Annotated in this window: 15 protein-coding genes; 11 read left to right on the top strand and 4 right to left on the bottom strand. The window is 73.1% G+C overall.

Annotated features, from left to right (window positions below; translation table 11 throughout):
* Together mutM and AB0761_RS13535 are read left to right on the top strand one after the other, a co-directional pair.
* Nucleotides 1-864, top strand: coding sequence for a bifunctional DNA-formamidopyrimidine glycosylase/DNA-(apurinic or apyrimidinic site) lyase (gene mutM / locus AB0761_RS13540; protein ID WP_377269232.1), 864 nt, complete (start codon nt 1-3; stop codon nt 862-864).
* Nucleotides 865-1,192: 328 nt separating this feature from the next.
* The gene (locus tag AB0761_RS13535) at nt 1,193-1,726 is read left to right on the top strand and encodes an isochorismatase family cysteine hydrolase (RefSeq protein WP_377269231.1); all 534 of its coding nucleotides are present in this window, start codon (nt 1,193-1,195) and stop codon (nt 1,724-1,726) included.
* Nucleotides 1,727-1,919: 193 nt separating this feature from the next.
* Here AB0761_RS13535 and AB0761_RS13530 read toward each other — a convergent pair whose 3' ends face one another.
* The gene (locus AB0761_RS13530) at nt 1,920-2,192 is read right to left on the bottom strand and encodes a hypothetical protein (protein WP_377269230.1); all 273 of its coding nucleotides are present in this window, start codon (nt 2,190-2,192) and stop codon (nt 1,920-1,922) included.
* 113 nt (nt 2,193-2,305) lie between these two features.
* A complete protein-coding gene (locus AB0761_RS13525; protein WP_377269229.1) occupies nt 2,306-3,214 on the bottom strand; it encodes a CAP domain-containing protein in 909 nt (302 codons plus the stop codon).
* A gap of 237 nt (nt 3,215-3,451) precedes the next feature.
* Here AB0761_RS13525 and AB0761_RS13520 point away from each other — a divergent pair, with 237 nt between their 5' ends.
* From AB0761_RS13520 to smc, 3 genes are all read left to right on the top strand, one after another.
* Nucleotides 3,452-3,730: an acylphosphatase gene (locus tag AB0761_RS13520; RefSeq protein WP_377269228.1), complete on the top strand. Its 279-nt coding sequence runs from the start codon at nt 3,452-3,454 to the stop codon at nt 3,728-3,730.
* A gap of 334 nt (nt 3,731-4,064) precedes the next feature.
* Complete coding sequence (locus AB0761_RS13515) at nt 4,065-4,268, top strand: hypothetical protein (protein ID WP_055586917.1); 204 nt, start codon at nt 4,065-4,067, stop codon at nt 4,266-4,268.
* A gap of 230 nt (nt 4,269-4,498) precedes the next feature.
* Nucleotides 4,499-8,119, top strand: coding sequence for a chromosome segregation protein SMC (gene smc / locus AB0761_RS13510; protein ID WP_377269227.1), 3,621 nt, complete (start codon nt 4,499-4,501; stop codon nt 8,117-8,119).
* A 144-nt stretch (nt 8,120-8,263) separates the two neighbouring features.
* Here smc and AB0761_RS13505 read toward each other — a convergent pair whose 3' ends face one another.
* Complete coding sequence (locus AB0761_RS13505) at nt 8,264-9,310, bottom strand: phosphatidylinositol-specific phospholipase C domain-containing protein (RefSeq protein WP_377269226.1); 1,047 nt, start codon at nt 9,308-9,310, stop codon at nt 8,264-8,266.
* A 172-nt stretch (nt 9,311-9,482) separates the two neighbouring features.
* Here AB0761_RS13505 and AB0761_RS13500 point away from each other — a divergent pair, with 172 nt between their 5' ends.
* The 5 genes from AB0761_RS13500 to ftsY all read left to right on the top strand — a co-directional run bounded on the left by AB0761_RS13500 (nt 9,483) and on the right by ftsY (nt 15,387).
* Nucleotides 9,483-12,275: a penicillin acylase family protein gene (locus AB0761_RS13500; RefSeq protein WP_377269225.1), complete on the top strand. Its 2,793-nt coding sequence runs from the start codon at nt 9,483-9,485 to the stop codon at nt 12,273-12,275.
* Between the two features lie 90 nt (nt 12,276-12,365).
* Complete coding sequence (locus tag AB0761_RS13495) at nt 12,366-12,557, top strand: YegP family protein (RefSeq protein WP_377269224.1); 192 nt, start codon at nt 12,366-12,368, stop codon at nt 12,555-12,557.
* A gap of 161 nt (nt 12,558-12,718) precedes the next feature.
* On the top strand, nt 12,719-13,288 hold the full coding sequence (locus AB0761_RS13490) for a sigma-70 family RNA polymerase sigma factor (RefSeq protein ID WP_377269223.1): 570 nt from the start codon (nt 12,719-12,721) through the stop codon (nt 13,286-13,288).
* Nucleotides 13,285-13,992: a zf-HC2 domain-containing protein gene (locus AB0761_RS13485; protein ID WP_377269222.1), complete on the top strand. Its 708-nt coding sequence runs from the start codon at nt 13,285-13,287 to the stop codon at nt 13,990-13,992. The genes AB0761_RS13490 and AB0761_RS13485 overlap by 4 nt, the downstream gene beginning before the upstream one ends.
* A 162-nt stretch (nt 13,993-14,154) precedes the next feature.
* Nucleotides 14,155-15,387, top strand: coding sequence for a signal recognition particle-docking protein FtsY (gene ftsY / locus AB0761_RS13480; protein WP_377269221.1), 1,233 nt, complete (start codon nt 14,155-14,157; stop codon nt 15,385-15,387).
* Nucleotides 15,388-15,516: 129 nt separating this feature from the next.
* On the opposite strand, the gene AB0761_RS13475 is transcribed toward ftsY, so the two are convergent.
* A complete protein-coding gene (locus AB0761_RS13475) occupies nt 15,517-16,227 on the bottom strand; it encodes a bifunctional DNA primase/polymerase (protein ID WP_377269220.1) in 711 nt (236 codons plus the stop codon).
* 573 nt (nt 16,228-16,800) lie between these two features.
* Here AB0761_RS13475 and AB0761_RS13470 point away from each other — a divergent pair.
* Nucleotides 16,801-18,252: a hypothetical protein gene (locus tag AB0761_RS13470; protein WP_377269219.1), complete on the top strand. Its 1,452-nt coding sequence runs from the start codon at nt 16,801-16,803 to the stop codon at nt 18,250-18,252.
* Nucleotides 18,253-18,494 lie beyond the last annotated feature (242 nt).

The raw sequence follows: 18,494 nt of genomic DNA, 5'->3' as shown, positions 1-18,494 counted from the left end.
ATGCCCGAGCTGCCCGAGGTCGAGGTCGTCCGGCGGGGCCTGGAGCGCTGGGTCAGCGGCCGGGCCATAGCCGAGGTGCAGGTACTGCACCCGCGCGCCGTCCGCCGCCACCTCGCCGGCCCCGTCGACTTCGCCGCCCGGCTGACCGGCCGTACCCTCGGCCCTGCGCACCGCCGCGGCAAGTACCTCTGGCTGCCCCTGGACGGCACCGGCTGCTCGCTGCTGGGCCACCTCGGGATGAGCGGCCAACTGCTGGTGCAGCCCCCCGAGGCGCCGGACGAGACCCATCTGCGGGTGCGGCTGCGGTTCACCGACGGCGGGCGGGAGCTGCGCTTCGTCGACCAGCGGACCTTCGGCGGCCTCACCGTGCACCCGGCCGAGCCGGGTGACCCGGAGGCCACCCCGCTGGCCATCGCCCATATCGCCCGGGACCCGCTGGACCCCCGCTTCGACGACGAGGCCTTCCACACCGCGCTGCGCGGACGCCGGACCATCGTCAAACGGGCGCTGCTGGACCAGAGCCTGATCAGCGGTGTGGGCAACATCTATGCTGACGAGGCGCTGTGGCGCGCCCGACTGCACTACGACCGGCCCACCGCCACCCTGACCCGCCCGCAGACCGTTCTGCTGCTGCAGTCGGTGCGGGAGGTGATGGCGGCCGCGCTGGCCGTGGGCGGCACCAGCTTCGACAGCCTGTATGTCAATGTCAACGGCGAGAGCGGCTACTTCTCCCGGGAACTGGACGCCTACGGCCGCCGCGACGAGCCGTGCCGCCGCTGCGGGACCCCCATCCGCCGGGATCCCTGGATGAACCGCTCCAGCTACTTCTGCCCCCACTGCCAGCGTCGGCCGCGCCTGCGCTGACCGGAGTCCGCCGACCGCTTGCGACGCCGGTGTCCGCGGGGTGTGCGGTATGCCGCCTCCGCTGCCGGAGGGCAGACCCGGGCGGCGGTCGGTCGGCCGGTGTCCCGCACGGGATCCGCAGGACCGTGGGCGTATCGGTCGGTCTCCCCGAGCCCGCACTGCGCGGATGCCGCACCACCGGCCATGGCTGATGCTGGTCGGTGACGCCTGTCATCCGGACGAGGCGAGGAGGCACCGTGGACGAGACCTACGACCCTCGCCGATCAGCGGTGTTGCTGGTTGACCCTACAATGACTTCCTGTCCGAGGGAGGCAAGGTCTGGCCGCTCGTGGAGCGCATCGCCAGGGAGGTCGGCCTGCTGGACAATCTGCGCGCCGTTGTGGCCTCCGCCCGGGAGGCCGGCGTGCAGGTGGTGTTCGTCCCGCACCGCCGCTGGGAGCCCGGTGACTACGAGGCCTGGGACCACCCCAACCCCACCCAGCGGAACCTCATGGAGCTGCACGTCTTCGCCCGGGGCACCTGGGGCGGGGAGTTCCACCCCGACTTCCGGCCGGAGCAGGGGGATGCGGTGGCCCGCGAGCACTGGGCACAGAGCGGGTTCGCCAACACCGACCTCGGTCTCCAGCTCGGCCAGCGCGGCATCACCCATGTGGTTGTGATCGGACTGCTGGCGAACACATGCATCGAGTCCACCAGTCGTTTCGCCATGGAGCTCGGCTACCACGTCACCCTGGTGCGCGATGCCACCGCGGCCTATGGACCGGAGATGATGCATGCCGCCCATGAGCTGAACGGTCCCACGTTTGCGCACGCCATCGTCACCACCCGGGAGCTTGTCACCGCCTTCGGGAAGGCGCGGTGACGGCAGGGACCGCACAGCGGTCGGCCGGAGCGCTCGACCCGGCGACCACGCGGACGGGGAACCCCACCGACCCTCGGCGACGCGACGAGCCCGTCGACGTCCGAAGCCCTGCGGTGGTCACGGCTACCGTGCGGCCGCTCCGTGCCCGTACGGACGGCAGGCCCCGAGGCGGGCGGGAGGCGGCCCGCGGGCGTCAGGACCGAAGGATCACGACCAGGGATGCAGCGAGGGCGATCACGCCCAGCACGGCAAGGATGCCGCCGATGAACCGCGCGAAGCCGGCCGGCATACGGGCAGCCCGGCGCTGTGACTCGGGTCGGCCGTCGAGGTTCGAGACCAGGAAGGTGTGGAAGCGGGTGGACCACTTCCGGGTCGCCAGCGTGCCGCCCACCCCCACGGCGAGCAGGCCCCAGATCACCAGGAACGGCACGGCGGCGGAGTCGGGGTGACCCACCGAAAGCGTCATGGCGGGCATGCTCCACCGCTGGGCCGAGCACGGTCAAGGGCCGCCCGGAGGTGCGGCCGCACGGCTGGCGGGGCGGGCCCGGCCGGTGCACACCTCCCTGACCTGAGGGTTTCTCAGAAGCCAAAGTCCTGGGTCCACCAGGGGCCGCCGGTGCCCTCGTGGACTCCGACGCCGAGCTTCTTGTAGTCGCAGTTGAGGATGTTGGCCCGGTGGCCCGGGCTGTTCATCCAGGCGTCCATGACCTCCTCGGGCGTCTGCTGCCCGCGGGCTATGTTCTCGCCGCCCAGATAGCTGATGCCGACCGCCGTCGCCCGGTCCCAGGGGCTCTTGCCGTCCGGGTCGGTGTGGTCGAAGAAGCCGCGGGCGGCCATGTCGTCGCTGAAGTTCCCGGCCAGCTCGGCCAGACGGGCGTCGGCGATCAGCGGTCCGCAGCCGGCCTTGGCACGCTCCTGGTTGACCAGGGTGAGGACGGCTGCCCGCACGGCGGCGTCGCTGTCCGCGGACTTGCCGGGGGCCTTGGTGGCGGTCGCGGTGGGGCTCGGTGTGGCCGCGGCGGGGGGAGGCGTGGAGGTTCCGGCGGCGGGGGTGCCGGTGGTGGGCGCGGCGACCGGCGAGATGCTGGCGGAGGGGGCCGGGGAGGTGGCGGTGGCGGAGGGCGCGGGTCCGCGGCCCTGTCCTCGTCCGGCGGCCTCTGTGGGGCGTGCCGGAGGGGTGGCCCCGACCGGTGCGCCTGCTCCGCCGGGGAGCCCGGCCGCGGTGCCGTCGGCGGTGGTCTGGCCCGGGGCGGTGCCGGTGCCCTCGCCGACGGTCCGGGTGGGGGCGGGGCCGCCCGCGATCACCACCGATCCGGCGAGCGAGGAGGGCATCGGTACCAGCCCGCTGATCACACCGCCGGCGCCGGCCGCCAGTGCGGTGCAGCAGACGGCCAGCACGGCCCGGGCAGGGCCGCTGCCGACGCCCCCACGGGCGCGCCCGCCGCCCTTGCGGCGGTGCGACACAGGCCCGGCGGGACGAGCGGCCACCGGGGCGGGAACGGACGCTGCATGGCGTCGGTGGCCCCCCCGGGAGCCTGCGGACGGCGACGGCGGCTGCGGCTTGGACGTACGCGCATGTCGGGACATGGCTGGCTGGAACCCTCCCGATCCCCCCGACCGGTGACAAGAACCGTGCTCACCCGTACGGGTGATGGCAGGACTGTACAGGTATGACGGGTGGGGCCGGAGGGAAAGCGGGGCGCGTGGCGTTCTAGGGTTCGACCCATGCATGAACACGTCCGGCTCACCGCATGGGTGCGCGGTCGCGTCCAGGAGGTCGGTTTCCGCTGGTGGACGCGGTCGCGAGCGCTGGAGATCGGTCTGGTCGGCTATGCCGGGAACCTTGGCGACGGCCGGGTCCAGATCGTGGCTGAGGGCGCACGGGAGAAGTGCGAGCGCCTGCTGCAGCTGCTGCGGGAGGCCGACACGCCGGGCCGGGTCGACGGGGTCACCGAGATCTGGGCTGCTCCGAGGGCCGGTTACGCGGGCTTCGCGGTCCGCTGAGACAGCTGCCGAGGGCAACTGCCGGTGGAACGTGGTTGCCAGGTCAGGGGCTCACGTGGTTGACTCCGCAGCGAGCGGTGATCGCCCGGCCACTGGCCGTCGCATCCGACCCTCCGGCGTGGGTTTTCCGTCGGGCAGGTGGGCGGTGGGCGTTGCGCGCTGTGATCGTGTTGACCCGTACAGCGTTTGGTGAGACGCTGGAAACCCGCTCACCCGTACGTGTTTCCCCCGGCAGAGCTGTCCTGCAGACCTGCAAGAGCGCGTGGCGGTGCGCACCTTCCCCCTCGACCAACACCTTACAAGGTCGGTCACTCAGCGTGGAGGACCACTCATCATGGCAAAGGCGCTTCTCGGTTACGTCGGCGGTCCCGACCCGCGACTGCTCGCCGAGATGCGACGGCTTCAGCAGCGCGTCCAGGACCTGGAATCCGAGCTGACCCGGATGCAGGCCGAGAACGACGCACTGGCCGCTGTCGCGGACGAGCAGAGGCTGCTCAGCAGCATCGACGTACCTCAGCGGGAGCCCGCCCTCACCTGATCGACCCAGATCAGGCGGCGGTGCCGCCGGGAATCTGCAAGGGACGCCCGAAACGGCGTCCCTTCGTCATTCCCCCTCCAGCCCCCTCCAGAGCACTTGCGCCCTCAAAAGTTGTTGTTGTCAACAGCGTGCCCCTCGCTGACGACGGTGAAACCGCGCGGCGCCTGCCGACACGTGCACTCCGCCCCCCGTTACAGTCCTCACTGGGACGAGAGCGAGGAGAACGGCGCGTGCACCTGAAGAGCCTGACCCTGCGCGGCTTCAAGTCCTTCGCCTCCGCCACCACCCTGCGCTTCGAACCCGGCATCACCTGTGTGGTCGGCCCCAACGGCTCCGGCAAGTCCAATGTGGTCGACGCCCTGTCCTGGGTGATGGGCGAACAGGGCGCCAAGTCGCTGCGCGGCGGCAAGATGGAGGACGTGATCTTCGCCGGCACCGCCGGCCGTCCGCCGCTCGGCCGGGCCGAGGTCTCCCTCACCATCGACAACACCGACGGCGCCCTGCCCATCGACTACTCCGAGGTCACCATCACGCGGACGATGTTCCGCAACGGCGGCTCCGAGTACGCGCTCAACGGCGACACCTGCCGGCTGCTGGACATCCAGGAACTGCTCTCCGACTCCGGCATCGGCCGCGAGATGCACGTCATCGTCGGCCAGGGGCAGCTGGACTCGGTACTGCACGCCGACCCCACCGGCCGCCGCGCCTTCATCGAGGAGGCCGCCGGGGTCCTCAAGCACCGCAAGCGCAAGGAGAAGGCGCTGCGGAAGCTGGACGCGATGCAGACCAACCTCAACCGGGTGCAGGACCTCGTCGCCGAGCTGCGCCGCCAGCTCAAGCCGCTCGGCCGGCAGGCCCAGATCGCCCGCCGTGCGGCCGTGATCCAGGCCGACCTCAGGGACGCCCGGCTGCGGCTGCTCGCCGATGACCTGGTCACCCTGCGGCACGCCGTCGAGGCGGAGATCGCCGATGAGATGGCCCTGCGGCTGCGCCGCTCCACCGTCGAGCAGGAGCTGTCCAAGGCGCTGCAGCGGGAGGCCGTGCTGGAGGCCCAGGTGCAGCAGCTGGGGCCGCAGGTGCAGCAGGCCCAGGAGACCTGGTACCAGCTCTCCTCGCTCGCCGAGCGGGTCCGCGGCACCGTGGGCCTGGCCGACGCCAGGGTCAAGCACGCCGCCAGCCAGCAGGGCGAGGAGCGTCGCGGGCGCGACCCCGAGGACATGGAGCGTGAGGCCGCCCGGATCCGCGAGGAGGAGGCGGCTCTCGGCGAGGCGCTGGCCGAGGCCCAGTACGCGCTGGCCGAGGCCGTCGAACGGCGGGCCGCGCTGGAACGGGCCCTCGCCGAGGAGGAGCGCCGACTCAAGGACGTCGCCCGTGCCCTCGCCGACCGCCGTGAGGGCCTGGCCCGGCTCCAGGGCCGGGTCGCCGCCGCCCGCTCCCGCGCCGCCGGGGCCGAGGCCGAGATCGGGCGGCTGGCCGAGGCCCGTGACGAGGCGGTGGTCCGCGCCGAGGCGGCGCAGACCGAGTACGAGCTGCTCAAGGAGCAGGTCGACGGCCTGGACGCGGGTGACGAGCGGCTGGAGGCCGACTGGGCGGAGGCGCGCCGCCGGCTTGCCGCCGCGGAGGAGGCGCAGAGCCGGGCCCGTGACGCCGCCACCGCAGCCGAGAAGGAGCGCGCCGCCCTCACCGCCCGCCGGGACGCCCTGGCGCTGGGACTGCGCCGCAAGGACGGCAGCGGGGCGCTGCTGGCCGCAGAGGCCGGACTCTCCGGAGTGCTGGGCCAGGCCGCCGCACTGCTCACCGTCGCCCCCGGTGCGGAGCAGGCCGTGGCCGCCGCGCTGGGCGCCGCCGCCGACGCCGTGGCCGTGGACGGGGTGGCCGCGGCCGCGGAGGCACTGCGGCTGCTGCGTAGGAGCGACGGCGGCCGGGCCGCACTGCTGCTCGCCGGAGCGCCCGCCGCACCCGCACCCGCCGGGGCGCTGCCGGGCGGCGCCCGCTGGGCGGCGGACCTGGTCGACGGCCCGGGCACCCTGCTGCCCGCGGTCCGGCTGCTGCTGGACGGCACGGCCGTGGTGGACACCCTGGAGGACGCCGAGCAGCTGCTCGCCCTGCGCCCGGAGCTCACCGCGGTCACCCGTGAGGGTGATCTGCTCGGCAGCGGCTTCGCCCACGGCGGCTCCGCCGGGGCGCCCACCCTGCTGGAGACCCAGGCCGCGGTGGACGAGGCCGCCGCCGCGCTGGAGGCCGTCACCACTCGCGGTGAGGACCTCGCCGAGCAGGCCGAGCAGGCCGCCCGGCGGCGCCGGGAGCTGGCCGGCGAGGTCGAGGAACTGGGGACCCGCCGCCGTGCCGCGGAGAAGGAGCGCTCCGCGGTGGCGCAGCAGCTCGGCCGGCTCGGCGGGCAGGCGCGCGCGGCCGCCGGGGAGGCCGAGCGGCTGGCCGCGTCGGCGGCCAAGGCGGAGGCCGCGGTGGAGCAGACCGCGATCGAGCTGGCCGAGCTGGAGGAGCGGCTCGCCGCGGCCGAGGAGGCGCCGGCCGAGGAGGAGCCCGACGGCTCCGAGCGCGACCGGCTGGCGGAGGAGTCGGCCCGCTCCCGGCAGGCCGAGATGGACGCCCGCCTTGCGGTGCGCACCCATGAGGAGCGGGTGCGCGGCCTCTCCGGGCGTGCCGATTCGCTGGACCGGGGTGCGCGGGCCGAGCGGGAGGCCCGCGCCCGCGCCGCCGCCCGGCGCCGCCGCGCCGAGTACGAGTCTCAGGTGGCGGCGGCCGTGGCGGACGGCACCCGCCAGTTGCTGGCCCTGGTGGAGGTCTCGCTCGAGCAGGCCGCCGGTGAGCGCCGTACGGCCGAGCAGGCCCGCAGTGAACGCGACGCGGAGCTGGGCCGGGAGCGGGCCCGCGGCCGGGAGCTCAAGGAAGAGCTGGACAAGCTCACCGACTCCGTCCACCGCGACGAGGTGCTGCGCGCGGAGAAGCGGCTGCGGATGGAGCAGCTGGAGGCCAAGGCGCTGGAGGAGTTCGGCATCGAGGCCGGGGCGCTGCTCGGCGAGTACGGGCCCGACCAGCTGGTACCGCCGCCGCCCCCGGCGGAGGGCGAGGATCAGGAGGGGGAGCCGTCGCCGTATGTCAGGGCCGAGCAGGAGAAGCGGCTGAAGGCCGCCGAGCGGGCGTTCCAGCAGCTGGGCAAGGTCAACCCGCTGGCGCTGGAGGAGTTCGCCGCGCTGGAGGAGCGCCACCAGTTCCTCAGCGAGCAGCTGGACGACCTCAAGAAGACCCGCCGCGATCTGCTGGACATCGTGCGCGATGTGGACGAGCGGGTGGAGCAGCTCTTCACCGCGGCGTACCACGACACGGCGGCGCAGTTCGAAGGGGTCTTCTCACGGCTCTTCCCGGGCGGTGAGGGACGGCTGCTGCTCACCGACCCGGAGAACATGCTGACCACCGGGGTGGAGGTGGAGGCCCGTCCGCCGGGCAAGAAGGTCAAGCGGCTGTCGCTGCTCTCCGGCGGTGAGCGGTCGCTGACCGCGGTGGCGCTGCTGGTGTCCATCTTCAAGGCCCGCCCGAGCCCGTTCTATGTGATGGACGAGGTGGAGGCGGCGCTGGACGAGACCAACCTGCGGCGGCTGATCGGCATCATGGAGGAGCTGCGGGAGTCCTCCCAGCTGATTGTGATCACCCATCAGAAGCTCACCATGGAGTCTGCCGACGCCCTCTACGGGGTGACCATGAAGGGCGACGGGATCTCTCAGGTGATCAGCCAGCGGCTGCGGGAGGAGCACCGCGAGCGCCGCCCGCGGGCCCGCGCGGCGGTGCCGGGGCAGCCCTCCCGCGCCCCCGCCGAGGAGCCCGCCGGCTGATCGCGGGCGGCCGGGGCGCAGCGGCCCGGCCGCACCCGCGGCAGCGGCCCCTGCCGCCGGTGTTCGCCGGCAGGGCCCGCCGCGTGCGCCGTTCCGTGAACTGCTGCGCCGGGGTGTGGCGGCACCCCGGCCGGTGATGGTCCGTCAGCCGCGCGGCAGCACCAGGGACTGCACCTCGGGCAGGTGCCGCCAGTCGCTGGAGACGATGCTGGCGTGGGCCGCGGCGAGCTGGGTGGTGCGGTTGCGGGCCTCGTCGGCGGTGGGGTCGGTGGCGCTGATGGCGGGGGAGACGTTCTGGGCGTCGGTCATCACCAGCAGATAGTGGTTGCGGTCGTACCAGCCGGTGTCGATGCCCCCGGTGAATGCGGAGGCGTCGCCGTCGAAGACCACGAACCAGGGCCGGATGGTGCTGTCGGAGTAGGACGAGCGGGGGTCGCCGGACGCGGCGCCGTGCACCACCGGGAAGACCTGGGCCTGGGAGAGCTTGCCTGCGGCGGACAGGTCGCGCAGGTGGTCGGCCTCCTCGACATCGGTGTGCAGGGTGTCGAAGGGGTTGGACTCCTCGACGGTGCCGGGGATGACATCGAGCAGCACCTTGCCGGTCAGCTGGGCCCGGGTGGGCCAGTTGCCCGCCCTGGCGGCCTCGTCCAGGGTGGCGTAGCTGCCGCCGCCGGGCTTGGCCAGCAGGTCGGCGGGGCGGAAGACGGCGCTGCCGAGGTGCTTGGCGATCAGGGCGTCCAACTGGTCCGCGCCCATGCCGCTGCTGCCGGCGAAGCCGGCCTTGAGCTCCATCTTGACCACCAGGGGCCCGCTGTCGGGGTGGGCGCCGAGCCAGACCCGCAGGTCGTCCAGGCAGTACTCCAGGTTCTTGTTGGCGCCTCCCGTGTAGAGCTGGGCCGGGGTGGTGGCGGCGACGCAGTTGTTGCTGTTGCCCAGCGGGTTGGAGTGGCTGACCTTCCACTCCTTGGTGATGGTGTCCGTCCAGACGTCCAGCTCGATCATGCTGGTGCCGGTGTCCAGGCCCTGGGCGAGGTAGCCGAAGGCCGCGGGGTCGTAGGTGTTGTGCAGGCCCACCGTGGTGGCCGAGCCGAAGGGGAGGTCGCCGGCCCCGGCGGCGCCCGCCTGCGGAACGGGCAGCAGGGCGGCGGCGAGGGCGATCAGCGCGGCGGCGGACATGCGACGAGCAGTCAACGGAGCCTCCTTGTGAGGGGGTGTGCCGTCGTCAGCTTCGACCATCCGGGCGGCTTTGAGGTGACATGACAAGAAACTTTGTCAGACCGTCCACAACGCTTTGCGAGCAGCCTGGGCAACGCGGGAGTACGAGACATACCGTCAGCAGCGTTGACTCAACGGAGGAGCAGGCATGCAACGACGCATCCGGACGCTCAGAATCCAGGCGGCCACCGCAGTGGCCGGCCTGCTCGCGGTCAGCGCGCTCGCCGCGGCGCCCGCGACGGCCGCGACCCCGGCCGCCGCACCCGACTACTGCGCAGCCCAGTGCAACGACATCCTGCCGGCGGGCGAGAACGGCAACGCCACCCTGGCCGACATCCTCGCCAACCGCATCTTCGGCACCCGCCCGGCCCACACCGACGACCAGCTCGGCCCCTACTCCGCCCTGGCGAGCAACTACCCCGGCCTCACCGACGCCGGGCTGCGCTCCTTCTTCAACGACGCCTCCTTCGGGGTCCCGGCCTCCCAGGTCGCCTCCACCCTCCAGCCGCGCTCCGACGTCACCATCGTGCGCGACAAGGCCACCGGCGTACCGCACATCACCGGCACCACCCGCTACGGCACCGAGTACGGCGCGGGCTATGCCGCGGCCCAGGACCGGCTCTGGGTGATGGACCTCTTCCGGCACGTGGGTCGCGGCGAGCTCAGCAGCTTCGCCGGCGGCGCCGAGGCCAACCGGGCACTGGAGCAGTCCTTCTGGCAGGCCGCCCCCTACACCGAGGCCGAACTCCAGGCCCAGATCGACCAGCTGGCCACCTCCAGCCCCCGCGCCCAGCAGGCCCTCGCCGACGCCAACGCCTATCTCGACGGCATCAACGCCTACATCGACAAGGCGTACAGCGCCCGCACCTTCCCCGGCGAGTACGACCTCACCGGCCATATCGACCCCATCACCAACGCCGGCTCCATCGACCACTTCAAGCTCACCGACCTGGTGGCGCTGGCCTCCGTGGTCGGTGCGCTGTTCGGCGCCGGAGGCGGCGGGGAGGTGCAGTCGGCGCAGGTGAAGCAGGCCGCCGAGGCCCGCTACGGCACCGCCGAGGGGGACCGGGTCTGGCAGTCCTTCCGCGAGGCAGACGACCCCGAGGCCGTCGCCACCCTGCACGACGGCCAGTCCTTCCCGTACGCCCAGCCGCCCGTGGACCCCCGCGGCACCGCGATACCCGACGCCGGCTCGGTGGTCCCCGAGAAGCTGGTGTACGACGCCACCGGCACCGGGACCTCCACCGCCGCCACCGCGGCCAAGGGCGTGCTCCCCGGCAATCTGCTCACCGCCAAGCACGGCATGTCCAACGCCCTGGTGGTCTCCGGCAGGTACACCGCGGACGGCCACCCCGTCGCCGTCTTCGGCCCGCAGACCGGCTACTTCGCCCCGCAGCTGCTGATGCTGGAAGAGATCCAGGGGCCCGGGATCAGCGCCCGCGGCGCGGCCTTCGCCGGACTCTCCTTCTACATCCAGCTCGGCCGCGGCCAGGACTACGCCTGGAGCGCCACCTCCGCCGGCCAGGACATCACCGACACCTACGCGGTGCCGCTCTGCACCACCGACGGCTCACCCGCCACCACCGCCTCCGACTCCTATCTGTGGCACGGCCAGTGCACCCCCATGGAGCGGCTGGAGCGCAAGGACTCCTGGAAGCCCACCACCGCCGACTCCACCGCGGCCGGCTCCTACACCCTGGTGATGAAGCGCACCCGCTACGGCCTGGTGACCGCCAGGGGCACCATCGGCGGCAAGCCGGTGGCCTTCACCTCACTGCGCTCCACCTACCGCCACGAGGCCGACTCCATCGTCGGCTTCCAGATGCTCAACGACCCCTCCGCGGTGCAGTCCGCCGCCACCTTCCAGGAGGCGGCGCAGCACATCAACTACACCTTCAACTGGTTCTACGCCGACGCCGCCCACACCGCCTACTACAACTCCGGCGACAACCCGGTACGCGCCGACGGCGTCGACCCCGGCCTCCCGGTGCTCGCCGAGCCCCAGTACGAGTGGCGCGGTTACGACTCGGCTTCCAACACCGCCGACTACACCCCGCCCGCACAGCACCCCCAGTCGGTCGACCAGGACTACTACGTCTCCTGGAACAACAAGCAGGCCGCCGGCTTCGCCTCGGCAGGCTTCGGCAACGGCTCGGTGCACCGCGCCAACCTGCTGGACGACCGGGTGAAGGCCCTGGTGCGCAGCGGCACCAAGGTCACCCGCAGCGCCCTGGTGCAGGCCATGGAGAGCGCCGCCCTGGCCGATCTGCGCGGCGAGGACGTGCTGCCGGAGCTGCTGCGGGTGATCCGCAGCGCCGCCGTCGCCGACCCCTCACTGGAGGCCGCCGTCCGCACCCTGGAGACCTGGCAGCACAACGGCACCCAGCGCCGTGAGACCTCGGCGGGCAGCCACCGCTACGCCGACGCCGATGCGATCCGGATCATGGACGCCTGGTGGCCGCTGCTGGTCCAGGGCGAGTTCCGGGACGGGCTGGGCGACGCGCTGTTCGGCGCGCTCACCGGGGCGCTGCAGATCAACGAGTCGCCGTCCGGCGGTCAGACCGGGCCGGTGAGCGGCGGTGTCAGCGCCAATGAGTCCATCCCGCACAAGGGCTCGTCCTTCCAGTACGGCTGGTGGTCCTATGTGGACAAGGATCTGCGCAGCGTGCTCGGCGACCCGGTTGCGGGCGGCCTGACCCGGCCGTACTGCGGCGGCGGCGACCTGACCCGGTGCCGCCAGGCGCTGCTGGACAGCCTGGGGCAGGCCGTCGCCCAGACCGCGGCCCAGGTCTACCCCGCCGACGACACCTGCTCCGCCGGCGACCAGTGGTGCGCCGACACCATCGTGCAGCGGCCGTTGGGCGGCGTCACCGACGACAAGATCTCCTGGCAGAACCGCCCCACCTACCAGCAGGTCGTCCAGTTCACCGGCCACCGCTGACCCGCTGACCCGAATGACCGAGCGCGGGATGCCGGGCCCGTCACCGCGGCCTACGGTGCGGCTGGGGGGCGACATGAAAGGTGGCATCCCATGGCGGGCAAGTTCGAGATATACACCGACGACTCCGGCTCCCACCGCTTCCGTCTCAAGGCGAGCAACGGGCAGGTCCTGATCGTCGGAGACGCCTACGACACCCGGGACCAGTGCCTCAAGGGCATCGAGACCATCCGCAAGCTGGCACCGTACGCCGAAGTGAGGGACGTCTCCCCGGTGGAGGCCTGAGACCGCGGGCGGGGAGGGGGCAGCGTCGGCCCCTCCCCGCCCGCGTTGCCTCTGTCACGACCTCCGTGAAATCTTCACATCCTGCGGTGAGCGTTCCGCTCCCCGTGCACGTGAAGAGGGGACAGGGCGACATCCGGCCCCGACCCGACCAGGAGGCAACGGTGCGCAACCACGCCGCCGTGACCGACGGCCCGTCGAGGAACCGGTCCCGCGGCGGGGCCCCGGCCCCCGACGAGGAGCTGATGCGCTCCCTCTACCACGAGCACGCCGCCCCCCTGCTCACCTATGTGCTGCGGCTGGTCGCCGGGGACCGGCACCGCGCGGAGGACGTCGTCCAGGAGACCCTGGTCCGGGCCTGGCGGAGCGCCGACCGCCTCGACCAGTCCTCGGGTTCGCTGCGTCCATGGCTGGTGACCGTGGCCCGCCGTATCGTGATCGACGGCCACCGCAGCCGCCGCGCCCGGCCGCAGGAGGTGGACGCGGCACCCCTGGAGTCCCTGCCCGCGGAGGACGAGCTGGAGCGGGCCCTGCGCATGATGACCATCTCCGACGCACTGGACGACCTCACGCCGGCGCACCGGGAGATCCTGATAGAGACCTACTTCAGGAGCCGCACGGTGGACGAGGCTGCCGGACTGCTCGGCATACCGTCCGGGACCGCCAGGTCCCGGGTCTACTACGCACTGCGCTCGCTTCGGCTCGCACTGGAGGAACGGGGGGTGACGTCATGACCTCGACACCGGAGCACCACGTCGATGTGGGCGCGTACCTCCTGGGGCTGCTCGACGACACGGAGCGGGCGGCCTTCGAACGGCATCTGCGCGACTGCCCCCTGTGCACCGCCGAGGCCGAGGCGCTGGGCGGTCTGGAGCCGGTGCTGGCCGAGTACGCCGAGTACGCCGACATCCAGGGCCTGACCGCCCCGCCACCCGGCCCGGCGGCGGAGCACCCGTTGCTGGACCGCCTGCTGGACGATGTCTCGGCGGCCCGAAGCCGCAGTCGCCGCCGTCGGCTGCTCGCCGTCGCCGCAGCCGCCGTCCTGGTCGTCGGCGGCCCGGTGGTCGCGGTCACCGTGGCGTCGGGCTCGCACTCCACCGTGGTGGCCACGACGCTCGGCGACGAGCGGCACACCGCCACCGACGCGAGCACGGGTGTCACGGCGACGGTGGGCCTCAGCCCCCGGAAGTGGGGCACCGATGTGGGGCTCCGCCTCAGCGGCGTCCGGGGACCGCTGAGCTGCACCCTGGTGGCCGTCTCCCGTACGGGCGGGCAGCAGGTGGTGCTGACCTGGCTGGTCCCCGACAGCGGGTACGGCGTCACCGGTGGCGCAGGCCCGCTCGTCGTGCGCGGCGGCGTCGGCATCCTGCGGCCGGACCTCGACCACTTCGAGGTCCGCACCACCAACGGGTCCGACCTGGTCACCATCCCGGTCTGAGCCGCCCCGCGCACCGGCGGCCCGGCGAGCCGCCCGCGGTGCCGGGGCGACGGGCCGGACGTACGGCCCCCGCACCGCGGGCGGGGGCGGGCGGGCCGGGGGAGACCCGCCCGGGCGCACCACTACGGCGCAGGCCCCCACAGCGCGGATACTGGGGGGGTTATGGAATACGTGATCCTTGCCGTAGCCATCGCCGTGATCGCCATCGGCGCGATCGTCGGCTTCGTCGTCAGCGGCAGACGGCGCAAGACCCTGACCCCGTCGTCGCGCGCCCCCATCGGGGCGCCGCCTGCAGAGCCCCAGGTCGGCGAGGACGCCGAGATCCCTCGGGACACCCCCACCCGGACGATCGAGGAGGTGGACCTTCCCGCGGGCGTGGCAGCGCCCGAGGCGCCGGTCTCCCCGGAGGCGCCGGTTTCCCCGGAGGCGGCCGTCACCGCGCCTCCGCTGGAGGTGCCGGAGCCCACCGCCGGACGGCTGGTGCGGCTGCGGGCCCGGCTGTCCCGCTCCCAGACCTCGCTGGGCAAGGGACTGCTCTCGCTGCTCTCCCGTGAACACCTGGACGAGGACACCTGGGAGGAGATCGAGGACACCCTGCTCACCGCCGACGTCGGTGTGGCCCCCACCCAGGAGCTGGTGGAGCGGCTGCGCACCCGGGTGAAGGTGCTGGGCACCCGTTCCCCGGAGGAGCTCCGGCAGCTGCTCCGGGAGGAGCTGCTGGCCCTCATCGGTACCGAGGCCGACCGCTCGCTGCACTCCGCCCGGCACAACGCGGCCGAGGCGGGCCGCCCGTCGGTGGTCCTGGTGGTCGGCGTCAACGGCGTCGGCAAGACCACCACCACCGGCAAGCTCGCCCGGGTCCTGGTCGCCGACGGACGGCAGGTCGTGCTCGGCGCCGCCGACACCTTCCGGGCCGCCGCGGCCGACCAGCTGCAGACCTGGGGAGAGCGGGTCGGCGCCCGGACCGTCCGCGGCCCGGAGGGCGGCGACCCGGCCTCGGTGGCCTTCGACGCGGTCAAGGAGGGCATCGCTGAGGGCGCCGACACCGTGCTGGTGGACACCGCCGGCCGGCTGCACACCAAGACCGGCCTGATGGACGAGCTGGGCAAGGTCAAGCGGGTGGTGGAGAAGCAGGGCCCGGTGGACGAGGTGCTGCTGGTGCTGGACGCCACCACGGGCCAGAACGGACTGGTCCAGGCCCGGGTCTTCGCCGAGGTCGTCGACATCACCGGCATCGTGCTCACCAAGCTGGACGGCACCGCCAAGGGCGGCATCGTCATCGCGGTGCAGCGCGACCTGGGCGTGCCGGTGAAGCTGGTGGGACTGGGCGAGGGGGCCGACGACCTGGCGCCGTTCGAGCCCGGGGCCTTTGTGGACGCCCTGATCGGCGACTGACACCCCAGGGCGGCGCGGACCGCCGTACACACGACGAGGGCCGTCCCCGGATCCGGCGCGGGGACGGCCCTCCTGTGTCGCGGCGGGCCCGGGGAGGGGGAAGCCGGCCCGCCGCCGAGGGGGAGGGGGTCAGGAGGCGCGCCAGGCGGCGTCCACGCCGACCGGCTCGCGGCTGCGGTGGCAGGCGTACGCCAGGGTTCCCAGCAGCAGCCGGGCCTCCGGCGGACGGCCCGCGCCCTCAGCGGTGGGGGGCCGCAGCCAGTGCATCGGGCCGAGGCCGGCCAGCACGGTGGGCGGCGCGGCCACATAGGAGCCCTCGCCGTGGCAGACCAGATCCAGGGCGGCGTCGTCCCACCCCATGCGGTAGAGCAGATCCGGCAGCTCCCGTGCCGCACCGGGCGCCACGAAGAAGAGCGCCCGCCCGGCGGGGGAGGCGAGCACCGGACCCAGCCGGGTGCCCATCCGCTCCAGCCGCACCAGGGCCCGGCACCCCGCCTGCACCGGGACGTCCAGCACATCGAAGGCGCGGCCGGCCGGGAGCAGCACGGACGCCTGCGGCGCCGCCTCCCACAGGGCCCGGACCTCGGGGCGCTCCGCCCAGGGGCCGGCCTCCGAGGTGACGTCCCCCAGTGCGGGGTGCAGCCCGACCGCGGCGCAGTGCGGTGCGCCGCAGTCGCAGCGCTCGGCCGCGGCGCAGCCACCGGCCCGGATCCGGCCGGCGGGCCTGCCCGCCACGACCGCCCAGCCCCAACGGCCGGCGTACTCGACCGCCGCCTGGAGAGCGGTGGCGCGGGCGCGGCGCCGGGAGCCGAACCTGAGATCGCCGAACTGGATGTCCATGCCTCCCCCAACGGGTAGCCGTCGCCGATGGTTACGGCACCGTGACACTGTGTTGCAGAGCTCTGCTGTGCGGCCCGGTCCTGACGCCGCCCCGGCGCGATGCGCGGCGCGGGCGTGCGGCGCACGGTGGCCCTGCGCACACCGCCGGTTCCGGCGTGATTCCGCCGCGCCGTTGCGGTGGCGCGGGTGGATGGTGGATCGTCGGGGGCGGACGGTTCGTGGCTGCACGGCCGGCCCTGCGGGGCCGCTGAGGTCCAGTCAAGCGCGGGTCGGCAGGGAAGTGTTCACTCGTAGGGGTGGCGAATGGTGGCGATTGCCCGGCGAAACTCCCCTGGACGGCTCATCGGGCGTTACGTTCAGTCCACGGACCACGGCGCTGCGTCAGTCCGCGGGTATGCCAGTGGCATGGGACAGCCGGGAGAGCGACGGCTGCACCATCCATCGGCCGCTGCCCCTGGCGGAGCGTCGGCAGTGGTCCGGTGCTCCCGGGCTGCGGCCCGGGTGCGCGGCAGACGACATGGCCCGCGACCGTCGGGCACGGCAGCGGGGTAATCCCGGGATGGGGGCGTTCCGGTGGGTGAGAAGCAACCGAACGAGCGATTGACGTCCTGGTTCGCACGCAGTGGCTGGTCCAAGGGCGAGCTGGCGCGGCAGGTCAACCGCCGCGCCCGACAGACCGGTGCGCACCATGTCAGCACCGACACCTCACGGGTGCGGCGCTGGCTCGACGGTGAGCAGCCGCGCGAGCCCATTCCCAAGATCCTCTCCGAGCTGTTCTCCGAGCGGTTCGGCTCGGTGGTCACGGTGGAGGACCTCGGCCTGCGCACCGCGGTCCCGGTGACCGGCGCGGGCGAGGTGGACCTGCCGTGGAGCGGCTCCCAGACCGTCCAGCTGATCAGTGAGTACTCACGCAGCGATCTGATGCTCAACCGCCGCGGCTTCCTGGGCACCTCCCTGGCGCTCACCGCAGGCTCCGCCCTGATCGAACCGATGCAGCGCTGGCTCGCCCCCGGGCCCAACGGCGTCCCCACACCCGTGCTCACCGCCGCGGGCGGCGGGGAGCCGCACACCGGGCGGCTCTCCGAGCCGGAGCTGCGGCTGCTCGAGCAGACCACCATGATGTTCCGTCAGTGGGATGCGCAGAACGGCGGCGGCCTGCGCCGCAAGGCCGTGGTCGGCCAGCTGCACGAGGTCACCGACCTGCTCCAGGAGACCTACCCCGTCGAGACCACCCAGCGCCTCTTCAGGCTCACCGCGGAGCTGGCGCACCTGGCCGGCTGGATGTCGTACGACGTGGGCATGCATCCCAGCGCCCAGAAGTACTACGTGCTGGCGCTGCACGCCGCCAAGGAGGCCGGCGACCGCCCCTTCGGCGCGCTGATCCTCTCCGACATGAGCCGGCAGATGATCCACCTCAACCGCAGCGACGACGCCCTGGAGCTCATCCACCTGGCCCAGTACGGCAGCCGCGACAGTGCCACGCCCCGCACCGGCGCGATGCTGTACGCCATGGAGGCCCGCGCGTACGCCAACCTGGGCGAGGTCAACAAGTGCCACCGGGCCGTCAGGCTCGCCGAGGACACCTTCAGCGACGTCCGGGCCGGCGAGCCCGAGCCGGACTGGATCTCCTTCTTCTCCGAGGCGGAGCTCAACGCCGAGAACGCCCACTCCTACCGGGACCTCGCCTACCACGCCACCCGTAGCCCGATGTACGCCTCGCTGGCGGCCCCGGTGATGGAGCGCGCGGTGAACCTCTTCCGGGAGGACCCCACCCACCGCCGGTCCTATGCCTTCAACCTGATCGGCATGTCCAGCGTCCACCTGATCCAGGGGGAGCCGGAGGCCGCGGCGGCGATGGCGCACCAGGCGGTCGACATCGCGGGCCGGGTCCGCTCCGAGCGGCTGAACACCCGGATCCGCAAGACCACCGACGCGGCCCTGCGGCAGTTCCCCTCGGTGCCGGATGTGCAGCAGCTCTCCGACCGCATCACCACGGTGCTTCCGGAGTACGCCGCCGCGGTCTGAGCCCTGCCGTCGCACCACCAGGTTCCGGCCATGATCCGGCCGCGGACCGCCGGCTCCGGCCGCGGAGGCCACCCCGTCTATCCCGGCTCGGCACCCCCACGCCAAGCATCCGGGTGGTTTCCGCGGCCGGCGGTACGCATGCCTGTGCAGGGTGGGAAGAGTAGACGAGTACCGGGCCTGGCAGGGCCGCAGTTCATCACCATGTAACTTCTGAGTGGCCTCCGTCACTCTTGCGAAACAAC

This window comes from Peterkaempfera podocarpi, from assembly GCF_042466665.1.
GTDB lineage: Bacteria > Actinomycetota > Actinomycetes > Streptomycetales > Streptomycetaceae > Peterkaempfera > Peterkaempfera podocarpi.
The sequence above is the reverse complement of the archived record's forward strand: the minus strand, read 5'-3'. Positions and strand labels throughout refer to the sequence as shown.

Bases quoted from the DNA above. Each gene is read 5' to 3' on its own strand.
- AB0761_RS13495 (WP_377269224.1), top strand. From the start codon at position 12,366: ATGGCGGGCAAGTTCGAGATATACACCGACGACTCCGGCTCCCACCGC.
- AB0761_RS13515 (WP_055586917.1), top strand. From the start codon at position 4,065: ATGGCAAAGGCGCTTCTCGGTTACGTCGGCGGTCCCGACCCGCGACTG.
- mutM (WP_377269232.1), top strand. From the start codon at position 1: ATGCCCGAGCTGCCCGAGGTCGAGGTCGTCCGGCGGGGCCTGGAGCGC.
- ftsY (WP_377269221.1), top strand. From the start codon at position 14,155: ATGGAATACGTGATCCTTGCCGTAGCCATCGCCGTGATCGCCATCGGC.
- AB0761_RS13520 (WP_377269228.1), top strand. From the start codon at position 3,452: ATGCATGAACACGTCCGGCTCACCGCATGGGTGCGCGGTCGCGTCCAG.
- AB0761_RS13475 (WP_377269220.1), bottom strand. From the start codon at position 16,227: ATGGACATCCAGTTCGGCGATCTCAGGTTCGGCTCCCGGCGCCGCGCC.
- AB0761_RS13530 (WP_377269230.1), bottom strand. From the start codon at position 2,192: ATGACGCTTTCGGTGGGTCACCCCGACTCCGCCGCCGTGCCGTTCCTG.
- AB0761_RS13500 (WP_377269225.1), top strand. From the start codon at position 9,483: ATGCAACGACGCATCCGGACGCTCAGAATCCAGGCGGCCACCGCAGTG.
- AB0761_RS13485 (WP_377269222.1), top strand. From the start codon at position 13,285: ATGACCTCGACACCGGAGCACCACGTCGATGTGGGCGCGTACCTCCTG.